Origin of the sequence: Vibrio ulleungensis, from assembly GCF_016900875.1 — a bacterium.
GTDB lineage: Bacteria > Pseudomonadota > Gammaproteobacteria > Enterobacterales > Vibrionaceae > Vibrio > Vibrio ulleungensis.
The window spans coordinates 60962-76901 of record NZ_JAFEUM010000010.1 but is presented as its reverse complement, the minus strand read 5'-3'; the positions used below and the strand labels follow the sequence as shown (position 1 = coordinate 76901).

13 protein-coding genes are annotated in these 15940 nt (G+C 45.5%); 3 read left to right on the top strand and 10 right to left on the bottom strand.

The features are described 5' to 3' along the window. Window positions 1-4 precede the first annotated feature (4 nt). Together JQC93_RS18500 and radA are read right to left on the bottom strand one after the other, a co-directional pair. Entirely contained in the window at window positions 5-1705 is a 1701-nt protein-coding gene (locus tag JQC93_RS18500; protein WP_205159826.1) for a GGDEF domain-containing protein, read from the bottom strand. A 143-nt stretch (window positions 1706-1848) separates the two neighbouring features. Beyond that, entirely contained in the window at window positions 1849-3225 is a 1377-nt protein-coding gene (gene radA / locus JQC93_RS18495; protein WP_205159825.1) for a DNA repair protein RadA, read from the bottom strand. A gap of 179 nt (window positions 3226-3404) precedes the next feature. Here radA and JQC93_RS18490 point away from each other — a divergent pair, with 179 nt between their 5' ends. After that, window positions 3405-5744: a PilZ domain-containing protein gene (locus tag JQC93_RS18490; RefSeq protein ID WP_205159824.1), complete on the top strand. Its 2340-nt coding sequence runs from the start codon at window positions 3405-3407 to the stop codon at window positions 5742-5744. Between the two features lie 34 nt (window positions 5745-5778). Here the strand turns inward: JQC93_RS18490 and serB are convergent, their stop codons facing one another. Further along, window positions 5779-6744, bottom strand: a complete 966-nt coding sequence (serB, locus tag JQC93_RS18485; RefSeq protein ID WP_205159823.1) for a phosphoserine phosphatase — start codon at window positions 6742-6744, stop codon at window positions 5779-5781. A 100-nt stretch (window positions 6745-6844) separates the two neighbouring features. Between serB and JQC93_RS18480 the strand changes: the two genes are divergently transcribed. Then, on the top strand, window positions 6845-7441 hold the full coding sequence (locus JQC93_RS18480; protein WP_205159822.1) for a YtjB family periplasmic protein: 597 nt from the start codon (window positions 6845-6847) through the stop codon (window positions 7439-7441). 85 nt (window positions 7442-7526) lie between these two features. Here JQC93_RS18480 and deoD read toward each other — a convergent pair whose 3' ends face one another. From deoD to JQC93_RS18445, 7 genes are all read right to left on the bottom strand, one after another. Beyond that, window positions 7527-8240: a purine-nucleoside phosphorylase gene (gene deoD / locus JQC93_RS18475; protein ID WP_084886799.1), complete on the bottom strand. Its 714-nt coding sequence runs from the start codon at window positions 8238-8240 to the stop codon at window positions 7527-7529. A 72-nt stretch (window positions 8241-8312) separates the two neighbouring features. After that, window positions 8313-9533, bottom strand: coding sequence for a phosphopentomutase (gene deoB, locus JQC93_RS18470; RefSeq protein ID WP_205159821.1), 1221 nt, complete (start codon window positions 9531-9533; stop codon window positions 8313-8315). Window positions 9534-9551: 18 nt separating this feature from the next. After that, on the bottom strand, window positions 9552-10880 hold the full coding sequence (deoA, locus tag JQC93_RS18465; protein ID WP_205159820.1) for a thymidine phosphorylase: 1329 nt from the start codon (window positions 10878-10880) through the stop codon (window positions 9552-9554). A gap of 59 nt (window positions 10881-10939) precedes the next feature. Continuing rightward, entirely contained in the window at window positions 10940-11716 is a 777-nt protein-coding gene (gene deoC, locus JQC93_RS18460; protein WP_205159819.1) for a deoxyribose-phosphate aldolase, read from the bottom strand. A gap of 60 nt (window positions 11717-11776) precedes the next feature. Beyond that, the gene (locus JQC93_RS18455; protein ID WP_205159818.1) at window positions 11777-11947 is read right to left on the bottom strand and encodes a XapX domain-containing protein; all 171 of its coding nucleotides are present in this window, start codon (window positions 11945-11947) and stop codon (window positions 11777-11779) included. A 176-nt stretch (window positions 11948-12123) separates the two neighbouring features. Then, the gene (locus JQC93_RS18450) at window positions 12124-13368 is read right to left on the bottom strand and encodes a NupC/NupG family nucleoside CNT transporter (protein WP_205159817.1); all 1245 of its coding nucleotides are present in this window, start codon (window positions 13366-13368) and stop codon (window positions 12124-12126) included. Between the two features lie 249 nt (window positions 13369-13617). Then, window positions 13618-14385, bottom strand: a complete 768-nt coding sequence (locus JQC93_RS18445) for a TatD family hydrolase (RefSeq protein ID WP_205159816.1) — start codon at window positions 14383-14385, stop codon at window positions 13618-13620. 419 nt (window positions 14386-14804) lie between these two features. Between JQC93_RS18445 and JQC93_RS18440 the strand changes: the two genes are divergently transcribed. Then, entirely contained in the window at window positions 14805-15803 is a 999-nt protein-coding gene (locus tag JQC93_RS18440; protein WP_205159815.1) for a BMP family lipoprotein, read from the top strand. Window positions 15804-15940 lie beyond the last annotated feature (137 nt).

Below are 15940 nucleotides of genomic sequence, written 5' to 3'. Positions count from 1 at the left end.
GGCGCTACGAAGCAGCGTTGGTGCCAGAAGAAGTGTTTTCTTCCGAAGGAAGGTGTGCGGTGCGAGTGCGAGCGACGCGTCGAGTGGTTTTATGCTTATACATTCTTTGGTCAGCCACTTCGACCATACGATAAACCGATGAATAGTCTTCTCTTAGAGCGATGCCAAAGCTAATCCCAAACGGTTGATAGAGCTCCTTTTTAAGTCTCTGCTCTGTCGAGTAAATAGCCGCCTTAACCACTCCCGTAGATTGAGCATCAAACAGCAAACCAAATTCATCCCCACCAATACGAAACAAACGCCCTTCTCCTTTAAGCTCTTGAGTCAACACGCGCGAGAACTTGGTCAACAACTGATCGCCAAATGAGTGCCCTTTTAAATCGTTACACTGCTTAAGACCGTCTAAGTCTAAATACGCAAACCCGACAGACTCGTCAGCTTCACACAGTGCAGTGTCCATGGCTCTACGGTTTTCTAGCTGGGTAAGCTCGTCTGTTTGCGCCAGCGCGAGTGATTGTTGGGCTGCCTTAACCGCAGAAGCTTTCTCACGACCAGTCAAATGCATCTGGTAAGCGAGAACAAATGAGAGTAGCACCACTTCAATAGTGACGCCGAGTAGACCAACATGACTCATATATAGAGTTGGCTGACCTTCCAGACCGTTATTGGATATGGCAATGCTGCCGAGCAGCACAAAGCCCAGGTTGGCGAGCAAATAAAATTTCGCGATGCCGACGCCGCTGCGAAGCTGCGAGATCCCACAAATAACACCAAAGCCTAAGAACACACCTACGCCCACTCGATTCATCTCCATTTGCCAGTTAGGCTCGAGCAGCCCCACTAACAACACAATCGCATAGAGACCAATAATCGCGTGGCCGCTTTTATACAAGAGTGGCTTGTTGTGAGATTGAATGCCCAGTAATCGCATAACAAAGAACACATAGGCCATATTTGAAATACAAATGGGCAGGCTCGCCCCTGTAAACCAATGCACCCCAAACAAGTCAGAGAACACCAAAAGGCTGGTGGCATTAAAGAGTAGATTCCCTAAGATGAACACCGCATACGCTAAGTCGGTTTTGCGCAGTCGATACAGCCCCAGAGTCAAATACAGCATTCCGAGACCAGCAAGAATACCCAAACCAATCAGTGTGATTGCATTGCCTCTTTTAATATCCGCTAAATAATCCACTTCGAGCATGACAAAAGGAGTGGGTGTGGCAATGTTAAATTGAGACTGTTGTTGAGTAAGAAGCTGATAATCACCCGGCTGTAGAATGAGTTTACGTCCGTGTCGCAGCATTATCGGGTTGGGTGTAGAGTCTAATATGCCACCTGAAAAAACAGCAACATCCTTACCTTCCGAGTCTAATATCTGATGGTGAAACTGCCCTATCAAAGTAGACCCAGAAAAATCAATAACATACCAGTCTAAGGCTGGCACGGTAAAGGAGACCACCGATAAGTAGTGTCCACCGGTAAGCTTTGGCTGAGCGATAAGGATTGGTTTGCGCGAGTCGACATTTTGGCTAACATAGCCTTTGCTGTCCTCGATATCATAATCGAATTGAAACCACGTCAGGTCTTGTTCAATAACTTGGCCAGTTGCAAGGCAAAAGCGCGGCACGACAAGAAGTGCCAAGACTATGCCTAGCACCCACAAGGTTGAATCGAACCATCGCTTTTGTTTTCTATCTCTCATTCGCCTTCACTTTTTCGAGCCTAGGCAGCTAGTTAGATTCTACAGGGCGAATGAAACACAAAGCATTAAGCGTTCCCGTAATATGCAGTGCCGCTCACAATTTCGTTACAATTTTAACTAAAGCAGCTCTATCGGTCGCTCTATTACAAATCATCAAAAGCAGAAATGGCTTCGGACAGTTTGTTCACCCCAAAGAGTTGCATACCGTCGATTCCCCCCTTTGGCAAGTTTTTTGACGGGACGATTGCACGGGTAAAGCCATGTTTTTTGGCTTCCATTAGTCGCTCCTGACCACTTGGCACTGGTCGAATTTCACCCGCAAGTCCAACTTCACCAAAGACCACGACATCCTTCGGCAAGATACGATCTTTAAAACTTGAAAGAAGGGCCAAGATTAATGCCAAGTCTGCGCTGGTTTCCGTCACTTTAACGCCACCAACTACATTGACAAATACATCCTGATCCGCCATTTGAAGTCCACCATGCTTGTGCAATACCGCTAAAAGTAGTGACAATCGGTTCTGATCCAAACCCACAGACACTCTTCGAGGGTTGGCCAGCTGTGAATAATCCACAAGGGCTTGAATTTCGACCAGCAGAGGACGAGTTCCTTCCCAAACCACCATAACCGAACTGCCAGAGGTATCCTCTTCACCACGAGATAAAAAGATGGCCGAAGGGTTGCTGACCTCTTTTAGCCCTTCACCGGTCATCGCAAAAACACCCAGTTCATTGACCGCGCCGAATCGATTCTTGTGGCTTCGCATGGTTCTAAATCGTGTGTCGGCTCCGCCATCTAGAAGAACGGAACAGTCAATAATATGTTCTAGTACTTTTGGACCAGCAAGTGAGCCATCTTTGGTTACATGTCCAACAATAAAAACGGCCACGTTATTTTGTTTGGCATACCGAGTTAACGCCGTCGCCGACTCTCTCACTTGCGCAACCGTACCCGGTGAGGACTGCACATCCCCCACATGCATGACCTGAATAGAGTCGATGACCATGATTTTAGGTTGCTCTTTCTCTGCAACCTGACAAATTCGGTCCACGTTGGTTTCAGACAGCATTTTCAAGTTATCTTTGGGTAACCCCAGACGAGAAGCACGCATCGCAACTTGCTGCAGCGACTCTTCTCCGGTCACGTACAAGGTGGGCATCTGTGCCGATAGTCGGCACATGGTTTGAAGCAGCAGCGTCGATTTACCCGCTCCTGGATTACCACCGATAAGAATTGCGGCTCCTGGAACAACCCCACCGCCCAATACCCGATCAAACTCTTTAAAGCTCGAACCAAACCGCGGAACTTCCTGCAGATCAATATCGGCCAACAGTTGGACCTCAGATTCGCCGCTGCCTGCATACCCCATGATCCGTTCATTTCGCGCCGCTGCTGGTGAGGCCGCTAGTCGCACTTCGGAGATGGTGTTCCAACTACCACACGCATTACATTGCCCTTGCCAACGGGGAAAATCCGCGCCACAATCGTTGCACACATACGCGCGCTTTGCTTTCGCCATTGTTATACCTAAGTCAGTTAATCTGGGTAACCATTCACTCATTACATTGAGAAACGTTAATTTACCAGACTGAATTACCCTTATCGTCACACTTTTTAAGGGCAATCGTTCTATAAAGTTAAAGATTCATTAAACTATACCGATACCTTGTAATAAGAAAAACACTCTTTAGCCATTAAATGAATCAACCGGAAGTTTTATCACTGGTCGAGCAGCTTATTCCCGCCTATCACGCTGCCGATTTTGAACAGCTCATAGACAGCCTAACCGAAGGAGAGCCGCCCTCGCTAAAATTGCTCACAAAAATGGAGCTTAAGCGAGTGATGTCGACGTGCACGAAATCAATCGATTTGCGTGGACGAGTTAATGGAGAGTGCAGAGAGTATCTACTTGATGGGTTAACCCACTGGTTAGACGATGTAGCCATCAATACCTACCACAAAAAAATAGTACGATTCGGTGGCTATACCGAAGGTGTGTACGAAGCATTAATCAATACACACAATAATTTTCGTATCCTTCATCAAAACGGCAAAATGAAGCGCACAGGCGATATCGAACAAGACGAAAACTTCATGTCTGATATTGTCAATTTTGGGGTTGATCTACAGCGACAAGAAAAGCGCATGCGCTTAGCCACTGAAGTCGAACTGACTTTACCTACAGGCCAGCAAATTAACGCTCTGTCGATCGATATTTCTAATTCAGGCATTAAGCTAAAAGTCCCTAGCGCGTTTTCATATCACCTAGGTGAAGTCGTACAAGCTCGTTTTATCAAACTGGCAGAACGTTGTGCTATTCATCAATTGGCGGATGCGAATAACTACCGCGTGCTAGGCGTAGATCTTTGTCCAGAAAATCCGAGTATTCGTTGGTTGAGACTGCTAAAGCTATCTGAAAATGACTACATGGATCATGCCATTCGTAAATTGCTCAAGGGCACCGCGAAAAAAGCACTGCACGATAAGCAGGATAGGATCATTCGGGTCAAAGCTGGCGGCTATGAGCATGTGCACTTACGCAACAGTGCGAATTTACCGCTGTTTTTTAGTGGCACCGAACTCAAGTTCACCATGTTAACCGACAACAACTTGCCCATTTGGCGTTATTGGCACGATGAACGTAATCAGCAAAATTTTGGCAGCCTGTTTAACCCAAGCCGTATAAAATCCTTAATCCATGACGGAGTTAGGTCATCAAGCAATGTGATTTACGCATTCAAACATGATTACAAGCAGAAGGACCTCTTCTACTCTTTAATGCTGCCCGAATCCAACATACAAGAGCGAAAACTGTTTTGGCACATGGGTGCACGAAAAGACAGCTGGAAAGTCTTTCGCATCCACGTCTATGAATTGTTGGACGAAGAAATCAGCCGCATGGCGAAAGCGGATCCAAATCATACTCAAGAAATGCTGAGTATTACGCATATGGTGTTATTGGTTGAATTGAGCAACAAAGATACGGCTTCAGATTACCTTCTGACCGAAAAACCAAACTTACCAACATCAGCGCTGAATCGGTTTAGACACAGTCGGAACATTACTGGCTCACCAAACGCTATCTATTTTGATGCGCGCTCACGACGCAAAGAGCCAAGATTCGAATTTAATACACCGGTTACCCTCAATTTCAAAAATGGCTCAGTGCGCGGTACAACCCTGAACTTTTCTAACAGGGGTATGAGCGTTAAGCTTGCGAAGCCTCTCGAGCAGCGATGTGGCGATATTGCTGAAGTGCACTTTCTAGAGCTTCAAAAGTACAATGCAAAAATCAACCTTAGCAGCCTGCCCTACAGCGCGGTAAGAATTGAACCAAATTATCAAGTGATGCACTTTTCGATTCAAGAAACCGAAGACACGAACAACAGTCTAAAATTCTTGCGCTCACTGATCGCACACAACAAAAACAAATTGGTCGAAAAAGAAGAGCAATTACCAAACCCCAATTTATTGCAATCAATACACCAATCACTGCTGTCTAGAATTGCCTGTATCCCTTACTTTGTGGAACGAAAAGAGCATTCACTTCGTCCACGCTCTGTCGGGGTTAACTTTCCACTTGGTCGCGTAGGTCAATTGTTACATGCCCTTGGTACTCGAGATAAGTTTTCATTGGACACTCTGTTGAAAGGGCGCTCCAACCGACTCATGGCCTCGCCAATGAAAGCGCGAGATAACACCACGCCGGTCTATCATGAGGTGTACTTACTGGTTGAAAAAAATGGCGATCATATCGTTAATATCGAAAGCAAAATATTTGAAGACTTCGAAAACGCACAAAGCCGTATCCACTTTGTGAAAAAAGCCAAAATGGTCGGTCTGTTTTATGCGATCCGTATCTCTGCGTCACCTGTGAACAAAGTTATGACGGAGCTATTACGTCGAGAGTTGGAAGAGATTGCGGTAGACGCCATTCACCATGCACGATCGCTTGAGAATGAGTTTTCGGGGCTGATAGGCTATGGAGAGATCGTGGATATTACCGAAGAGGTGCTGGTTAGACTTGAACTGACCTAGCCTTGTCGGTAACACCCACTGTATGCGCACTACATTAGTAGCTACGCTGCTGTTTAATGAGGCCAGCACTAAGTAAACAGATCAATCCGCCCAGTCCCGCTTGATTGATCGCAACTTGAGATTGCTGACGCACTTTGGGCTTTGCCTTAAACGCGACACCCAGACCCGCTTTATTCATCATGACCAAATCATTCGCACCGTCACCGACGGCAATCGTGTTGTGCTGGTCAATATCATATTTGACCGCTAACTCGTCTAGAATGTCCGCCTTAGTTTGCGCAGATACAATGTCACCCAGCACCTTACCCGTTAACTTACCGTCTTTGATTTCCAACTGGTTAGAACGCGCATAATCGAGTTCCAGGAGCTCTTTTAAGTGATCCGAGAAATAGGTGAAGCCACCTGAGGCGATAGCGGTTTTCCAGCCAAAGTCCTGTAACGCATTGATGGTTTCGGTAAGGTCAGGCATCAAAGGTAAGGTTTTGCGAACTTGAGATAGGATAAACTCATCCGCACCTTCCAACTTAGCCACACGTTGGCGTAAACTTTGTTCAAAGTCTAATTCACCTTGCATAGCGAGTTCGGTAACCGCTGAAACCTCCTCGCCAACACCCGCTAGTGCGGCAATTTCATCTATACACTCAATTTGAATAACCGTTGAATCCATATCAAAGACAACCAATCCGGTATTATCCAATTGGGGCAGATCGCCGAGCGAGGCACAATCCAGCTTCAGCGCATCGACAATTGATGGAGCTGCTGCGGGAAGCTCTCCATACATTAGAGCAACTTCGTACTTTCCTACTTTCCAGACGCGCGTAATAAACACATCTTGACGTATATGCTGTTCGATATCTTCAAAGTTGGTCGGCGACAGGTGCTCGCCAAAGATAACCCAGTTTGACTGCTTTACATCATGACGGCTTGCCCGAATGACTTCTGGAAAGCGTCGAATTAACGGCATCGACTTTTTACAAGCCAGTTGTGATGAACCATCCATATTGCGTAATTATTCCCATTTATCTTAACTCTTCTGGCTAGTTAACCTGCTTGACTATAAAATGGCAAGAGGCAATTTCAGATTAGACCGCGAGCAACCAGTGAATCAATCTCTTTTCTCCATTAGAAATGTCATCCGTATTATCGCAATAATTGGCGTCATCGCCTCTTTTGCGGTGATCGTCAACAACAGTGTTGTCATCAGTCGCGGAAATCAGGCCATCCAATCTAAACAGTTGAGTACTCTTTCTAACTTACTGGTCTCGCAGGCTTCTTTGTCGGCCGGTGATTTCATTACCAATAATGAGCAAGAGCGCCTACTTACGCTCACTCACCAACTAGCCAGTAACTCTTTGGTTTTGGATGCCACCATCTACGACGCCGAAGGCGTTAAACTGGCCGCAAGTGATAATGCGCTAAATGCAATGGATGCAACCGGGCTAACAAGCCCATTAGGCACAATAGCGATTGGACGTCAGCAGCTGATCGAACCCATTTACAATAACGAAAGCGTGGTGGGTTTCGTGCGCATAACCTTTGAAAAAGGACGAGTGACGGCATTCTCGGACCATCATTACCGTAACAGCGACCGCTACATGTCTTTGATGATCGTGCTGAGCTTTGCCAGCGGGATCGCGCTAACGCTACTTATGCACAGCAGCCGCCGTAAAAAGATCCGCAGCTGGTTCAGTCATTAGGTTTTATAGCCAATATATCGAGACAATAAAAAAGCCGAACTGAAAACATTCAGTTCGGCTTTTTTTAATCTACGTTAGGACGCGATTAGTCGCCTAATAGAACAGAATCTAATGCAATTTCCATCATTTCATTAAACGTTGTCGCACGCTCATCTGAAGTGGTTTGCTCGCCTGTTTTAATGTGATCCGATACAGTACAAATTGCCAGTGCTTTTGCGCCATACTCAGCAGCAACGCCATAGATGCCTGCGGCTTCCATTTCAACACCAACGATGCCGTACTTATCAAGTACATCAAACATGTCTGGATCTGGCGTGTAGAACAGCTCAGCCGAGAACAAGTTACCTACTTTAACATCGATGCCTTTCGCTTTTGCGGCTTCAACGGCATTGTGCACCATGTCGTAATCTGCAATCGCAGCAAAGTCGTGATCTTTAAAACGGATACGGTTCACTTTTGAGTCAGTACAAGCACCCATACCAATAACCACATCACGCAATTTTACGTCTTTGCTTACTGCGCCACAGCTACCTACGCGGATGATCTTCTTCACGCCAAAGTCTTTAATTAGCTCAGTTACGTAGATAGAGCACGATGGGATACCCATACCGTGGCCCATAACCGAAATCTTACGACCTTTGTACGTACCAGTAAAACCGTACATATTACGTACGTCACAGACTTGAACGACGTCGTCTAGAAAAGTGTCTGCGATGTATTTTGCACGAATTGGGTCGCCAGGCATCAAAACAACGTCAGCGAAATCACCCATTTCTGCATTAATATGTGGAGTAGCCATTCAAATATTCCTTGTTAAATTGTTGTTTGTCGGCGCCTAAGCGCCGTTGCTATTACTCAAGTTGAGAGCGTTTTATAGAAAGTTTTTACCGTAGTCCATGTCACTAGTACCAAAATGGCTAGCCAGTGATTGACCAATGTCTGCAAAAGTATCACGTAGACCTAAAGAGCCTGCTTTCACCTTTTCGCCGTACACCAATACCGGGATATGCTCACGGGTATGGTCAGTACCAGGCCATGTAGGATCGCAGCCATGGTCAGCGGTTAAGATAAGCACGTCATCGGCTTTTAGAAGACCGTAAATCTCTGGCAAGCGAGAATCGAAGTACTCGAGCGCTGCCGCGTACCCTGCAACATCACGGCGATGGCCGTAAGCTGAGTCAAAATCAACAAAGTTAGTAAACACAATCGAGTCATCGCCGGCTTGTTTAACTTGCTCTAGCGTTGCATCAAATAGTGCTTCTAGCCCTGTAGCTTTTACTTTATCGGTGATCCCACAATTAGCGTAGATGTCGGCAATTTTACCTATTGAAATGACTTTACCCTGCTTTTCATCCACCAACTTCTGTAGCACGGTGGCCGAAGGTGGCTCAACAGATAGATCTCGACGGTTTCCGGTACGTTCAAACGCACCTGCTTTGTCACCAATAAATGGACGCGCGATAACGCGGCCAATATTGTAGTCTTCCAGTTCTTCACGAACGATGTGGCAAAGGTCCAATAGGTTCTGCAGACCATAAGTCTCTTCATGGCAAGCAATTTGGAATACCGAGTCAGCCGAGGTGTAAAAAATAGGCTTGCCGGTTTGCATGTGTTCTTCGCCTAAGTCATCCAACACTTGAGTACCGGATGCATGGCAGTTACCTAGATACCCAGGTAGATTGGCACGCTTAACGATTTTATCGAGCAACTCTTGAGGAAAACTATCTTGCTTGTCGCTAAAGTAACCCCAGTCAAATAGCACCGGTACACCTGCAATTTCCCAGTGACCTGACGGCGTGTCTTTTCCTGAAGACAGCTCAGCCGCATGCCCGTAAGCGCCTATAATGTCGCTCGCCGGATCCATACCAAGTGCATAGCTGCCCGTTGATTCTTGGTGAGCAAGTGTAAGACCTAGCTTGCTCAAGTTAGGTAAACGCAGTGGACCTTTTCGAGTGTCACTGTCTGCTTTTCCTTCAGCACAGGCCTTCGCAATATGGCCCATGGTATCTGAACCTACATCGCCAAAATCGACAGCGTCTTTTGAAGCGCCAATGCCAAACGAATCTAAAACTAAAATAATTGCACGTTTCATAAGAAATCCTTCCTGTGTTTATACGTCGCTTGCACGAATTTTTCGGTAAACATCAGGCGTTGATGCGTAACTCGTACCTATTTCAATGGCTTGTTTGAGCTCATTCGCCGCTTGTTGCCATTGTTGTTCATTTCGCGCATGAATGGTGGCCAGTGGTGTTTGACTTGTCACTTGTTCGCCTAATCGAACAAAGCCATCAAAACCCACAGCGTAGTCAATGGTATCAGTGGCAACGCGTCGTCCGCCGCCCATGCCTACCACCGCCATTCCAATAGCACGAGTATCCATAGCGGAAACTGTGCCGGCAGTATCTGCAAAGACAGGCTTAACCACCTCAGCAGTGTCTAAATAATCATCGTAGCTTTCGATGAAATCAGCAGGGCCACCAAGGCCATGCACCATTTGACCAAATCTCTGTGCAGCTTCGCCACTGTCTAGAGCACGGTCGAGTTTCTGACGGGCTTCCTCTTCAGACTTAGCTAATTTACCCAGTAGCAGCATTTCAGCGCAGGAAGCCATGGTAATTTCATAGAGACGGGGGTTTTTATATTCCCCAGTTAAAAAGCGAACCGCTTCACGGACTTCAACGGCATTACCGGCAGATGACGCCAATACTTGGTTCATATCGGTAAGAATTGCCGTGGTATTTGTCCCTGCACCGTTAGCAACCGCCACAATAGATTTCGCTAACTCTTCTGATGCTTCGTAGGTTGGCATGAATGCGCCAGAGCCCACTTTAACATCCATGACTAAGGAGTCTAACCCAGCAGCCAGTTTTTTAGATAAAATCGATGCCGTAATTAAAGAGATATTGTCGACGGTTGCAGTAATGTCACGGGTCGCATAAACACGTTTATCTGCAGGAGCAAGATCGCCCGTTTGACCAATGATTGCAACACCCGCTTTTTTAGTAACGTCACCAAACACTTGGTTATCTGGGGTGATATTGTATCCTGGAATGGACTCTAGCTTATCTAATGTACCGCCCGTATGACCCAAGCCGCGACCCGAAATCATCGGAACAAAACCGCCACATGCTGCCACCATAGGGCCAAGCATTAGCGAGGTTACGTCTCCAACGCCTCCCGTTGAGTGTTTATCAACGATTGGGCCGTCAAAACCCATATGATCCCAATTGATCACCATGCCCGAATCACGCATAGCACAAGTTAATGCGATACGTTCATCCATGGTCATTTCTTGGAAAAAAATCGCCATGGCAAATGCAGCAATTTGGCCTTCGGAGACCGTATTCTTAGCCACACCTTGAATGAAAAACTGGATCTCTTCACGAGTCAGCACTTCTCCATCGCGCTTTTTGCGAATGATTTCTTGAGGTAAGTACATAGATTTATCCAAAACAGGAAATTGGCAACAGCGAGCATAAGCCACTGTTGCCCAAACGGTTAGTAAGCTGTTGGGTCCGCTTTTTCGTCAGAAACGTCGAGCGTGTTTAATAGGTTCGTTAACAGACTAGAAGCACCAAAACGGTAATGTCTTGCATCTACCCAATCATCACCAAGAATTTCATCGGCCATCGCTAGGTAGGCAGCCGCGTCATCAGCGGTGCGAACGCCACCAGCAGGTTTAAAGCCAACAGATTGAGCTACACCCATATCGCGAATAACTTCAAGCATCATGCGTGCATATTCTGGAGTTGCATTCACAGGTACTTTACCGGTCGATGTCTTAATGAAATCCGCTCCAGCTTTAATTGAAATTTCAGACGCTTTTTTGATAAGAGCTTCTTCTTTCAACTCACCGACTTCAATAATAACTTTAAGTAGGGTGTCGCCACAGGCTTCTTTACACTGTTTAACCAGCTCAAAACCTAATGATTCATCGCCGCTAATAAGTGCACGATATGGGAAAACCACATCCACTTCATCGGCACCGTAAGCAATAGCCGCTTTGGTTTCAGTCACAGCGATATCGATATCATCATTACCATGAGGGAAATTCGTCACGGTCGCAATGCGTACATCAGGTGTACCTTGCTCGCGCAATGTTTTTTTGGCTATTGGGATAAAGCGCGGGTAAATACAGATTGCAGCGGTGTTACCTACTGGAGACTTAGCTGCATGACACAACTCGATAACCTTCTGGTCAGTGTCGTCGTCATTTAGGGTCGTCAAATCCATCAATTTCAGCGCTCGCAATGCTGCTGCTTTTAATTCGCTCATTCCACTCTCCACTTAAATTCTTTCTGTTTAAGGTTGCTCGTCTTGGGCAACCTGATTCAATTAGCTAAAGAAACGTTCCACGATCCATTGGTAGCTGATGCCACCGATGTAAACACCTACAATACCCATTACACCGGATAATACTGGTGGAGCAGGAATAGGCAGTTTTAATGCCGAAAAAATCAGCCCACATACCAAACCTGCGGCCATGGCCATTAATACTTCACTCATAGTTAAATTCTCATTTTTTTATTGTCTAAAAGTATAGTGCTAAACCAAGCTCGGGTTGGACCCTTCACATTAAAGCAAACGGTTTGTATCTCAAAAAACCTTCGACTCTACTTGCTTGGCTGCACTTAAGTTACTTATTTTGCTGAAAAAGCCCCGTAATACCGGGGCATTTATAGTTAGAACGAGATGAACAGACCTGCAATGGTTGCCGCCATCAGGTTTGATAGCGTACCCGCGATTACAGCCTTAACACCCATTTTCGCGATGTCGTGTCGGCGTGTTGGTGCAATGCTGCCCAAGCCGCCAAGCAAAATCGCTATCGAAGACAAGTTGGCAAAGCCACACAATGAGAACGAAATGATTGCCTTGGTTTTCTCAGATAGAATGACTTCAGCGCCATCACCCAAGTAAGGGGCAAACTGTGAGTAGGCAACAAATTCGTTGGCTACGGTCTTAAGGCCGATGAACTCACCCGCAATAACCGCTTCTTCCCAAGGGACGCCAATAAGGAATGCGAGCGGCGAGAAAATCCAACCTAGAATAAACTCAAGAGTCAGTTCAGGCATACCAAACCATCCACCGATGCCACCTAGCATGCCGTTGATCAATGCAATAAGACCAATAAAGGCTATCAGCATTGCACCAACATTAAGAGCGAGGCCAAGACCTGAAGTCGCACCTTCGGCCGCGGCATCAATAACGTTAACTGGCTTATTTGCGCTGTTATCTGAAATGTCCGCCATTTGATCAACCGGCTTGTCGGTTTCTGGGATCATGATTTTCGCAAACAATAGACCACCTGGTGCTGCCATAAATGACGCTGCAACCAAGTATTCAATTTTAACTCCCATCGCCGCATAACCTGCAAGTACACCACCCGCAATTGACGCCAAGCCACCACACATAATGGCAAATAGCTCAGACTTGGTCATTTTAGGGACGAAAGGACGTACCACAAGCGGGGCTTCTGTTTGGCCTACGAAAATGTTTGCAGCAGCAGACATAGACTCAGCTTTAGATGTCCCTAACGCTTTGTGCAATCCGCCACCAATGATTTTGATGACCCATTGCATAATGCCTAGGTAATAAAGAACAGAAATCAACGCAGAGAAGAATATTAGAGTTGGTAGTACTTGGAACGCAAAAATGAAGCCGATACCATCGACTGAAAAGTTGACCAAGCTACCGAACAAGAATGCTGTACCATCCGCGCCGTAATTGATGACATTAGAGACACCATCAGAAATGCTTTTTAGGATGTCTTTACCCCAAGGAACATAAAGGATAAATGCACCTAGGATAAATTGGATGGCAAACGCGCCACCAACAGTACGTAGGTTAATTGCTTTTCGGTTGTCTGACAGCAGGAATGCGATGCCTAGTAGCACCACTATACCGACAAGACTCATTAAGATGCTCATATTAAGTTGCCTATTTTAGATGGTTAATGGCCAGAGATAAGTATGGTTTAAAAAATTTTCAGCGGGATTATAAGAACCCAGATTTAGACTAAATGTGATGAGAGCCACATTTCGCGCGGCATTATACGAGGCAAACGTTTAAATAAAAAGTGGCAATCACTAAAAATGTTGTTTTAGTGCTACTGAGCTGAGAAATTAACCAGAATTATTCTTTGTAGAGCTAAACAAATATAAAAAAGACGAAAAGCACTAGGCATCTCGTCTAAAAATCATACAAGAGCTTTCATAAATCGAATCTATTACCATTTTTGTTGATTCTTTTCTTAGTGAGGCAAAGTTTTTAGCGACATTGATAACATCGAGTGGCGTAGCATCGCCTTTTTTATGACCCGGCAGTGGCATATCGGGAGCGTCGGTTTCAAAAACAAGTGCTTGCAGTGGGAGCTTACTGAGCACATCTCTGAGCGGTCTGGCTGACGGCCACATGAAACTCGCGCCAACTCCAAGCTTAAATCCCATATCTATATAGCTAGAGGCTGTTTTATAGTCCCCCGTAAAAGCGTGAATGACTCCTGCTTTATTTAACGCAGCTTGTTTTAGCATGGGCATAAGACGGTGGTGCCGTTTAACGCAATGAACCAAAACCGGTAATTCAACTGTTTTTGCTAGCGTTAACTGCTCGGCGAAAATATGTTCTTGTTGGTTATCATTATTAAAGCGACCATCTAAGCCAATCTCGCCAATGGCACTAAGAACATGCCGATGGGTTTGCACAAGGTTGGTTAATTGTGCAATGGAATCACTTTGAACCGGAAGAAAACACGGATGGATACCTAAAGCGCAATAAACTTGATCTGGGTATCGCTTTCCTAGTTGCATAACGCGCTGCCAATTTGAGGGGCCAACTGAGGGAACGCAAATATGAGAAACCTGCTCTAACTGAAGCTTTTTTAGCCACTGGTCGATTTGAGCGTCAAAAACCGGGAAATCTAGATGGCAATGCGTGTCGAAGTACATCTGTGACAACTCTTTGACGGAGAAAATCTAAGGATAAGCGGGGGATATTTTGAACGCAAACGCTAAAATGAATATTTATTAAACAATTTGCTGTGCTTTTTTTCCTCTCTCTCTGGTCAGCAATATTGAGCTAGATCACATAAAATTGTATTAAAGTAACTAGTGTATACATGAAAATTTGAAGCTAATCGTTTTTCTATAAGGAATTCACGTAATTAGCTTACAGGTTAGGTCTAGTAAAGTGAGTTCAATCTCACTTTAATTCACGCCATAAAAGTGTAAAATCCCTGTCAATTCGGTGCGGATTGCTCTTTTACATTCAATTTTAATTGTTTGACCGCATACGAAGAAGTTTTTGACTCCATGTACAAGTCTGTGAGTCAACAAGGAAATAACTTCTTAAAACTAGGAATTGTCTCGTGAAAAAACTCACTACTACTCTTTCTGCAGTTGCGCTTTCTATTGCGTCTTTCACTGCACTAGCAGATGCTAAACCAGCCGTTGTTTATGATACAGCTGGTAAGTTCGACAAATCTTTCAACGAAGCGGTTTTCCGTAACGGCGTTGAAGTATTCAAAAAAGACAAAGGTATTGATGTTCGTGAATTCGAACCTCAGAACGAAGCACAGCGTGAGCAAGGCCTTCGTCGTCTAGCAAGCCGTGGCTTTAGCCCAATCGTTGCAGTTGGTTTCAACATGGCATCAGCCGTTGAAAAAGTAGCGACAGAATACCCAGATATCAAATTCACAATCATCGATATGGTTGTGGACAAGCCAAACGTTCAATCTATCGTTTATAAAGAGCACGAAGGTTCATTCCTAGTCGGTGCACTAGCTGCAAAAGCGTCTAAAACTAACACTGTTGGTTTCGTTGGCGGCATGGACATCCCTCTAATTCGTAAGTTTGCATGTGGCTACAAGCAAGGTGCTGTTTACGCATCTAGCGACATCACTGTACTAGAAAACATGACAGGTTCTACACCTGCAGCGTTTGCGGATCCTGCAAAAGGTTCTGAGCTTGCTAAGTCTCAAATGTCTAAAGATGCTGATGTTATCTTCGCAGCAGCTGGCGGTACTGGTCTTGGTGTTTACCAAGCAGCCGCTGACGCAGGCAAATACGCAATCGGTGTTGACTCAAACCAAAACCACCTTCAATCAGGTAGCATGCTAACTTCTATGGTTAAGAAAGTAGGTGTTTCTGCTTACGGCTCTTGGGAAGAAGCGATGGAAGGCACTTGGGAGCCTGGTATTAAGGTTCTAGGCCTTAAAGAAGGCGCTGTTGAGTGGGCTTACGACGAGCACAACAAACCACTTATTACAGCTGAAATGGAAGCGTACGCAGCAGAACTACAGCAAAAAATCATTGCTGGCGAGATCGTTGTACACGACTACATGGCTGACAACACTTGTAACATCTAATCACACTAGTTGATTATTAACGCCGCTACTTCGGTAGCGGCGTTGCTTCTCGATAATTTTCTCGATAACTATCTCGCTAACTCTTTTGAAATAATGACCCATTAACACGCCAGATAATGGCAAAATTACCGCACAAA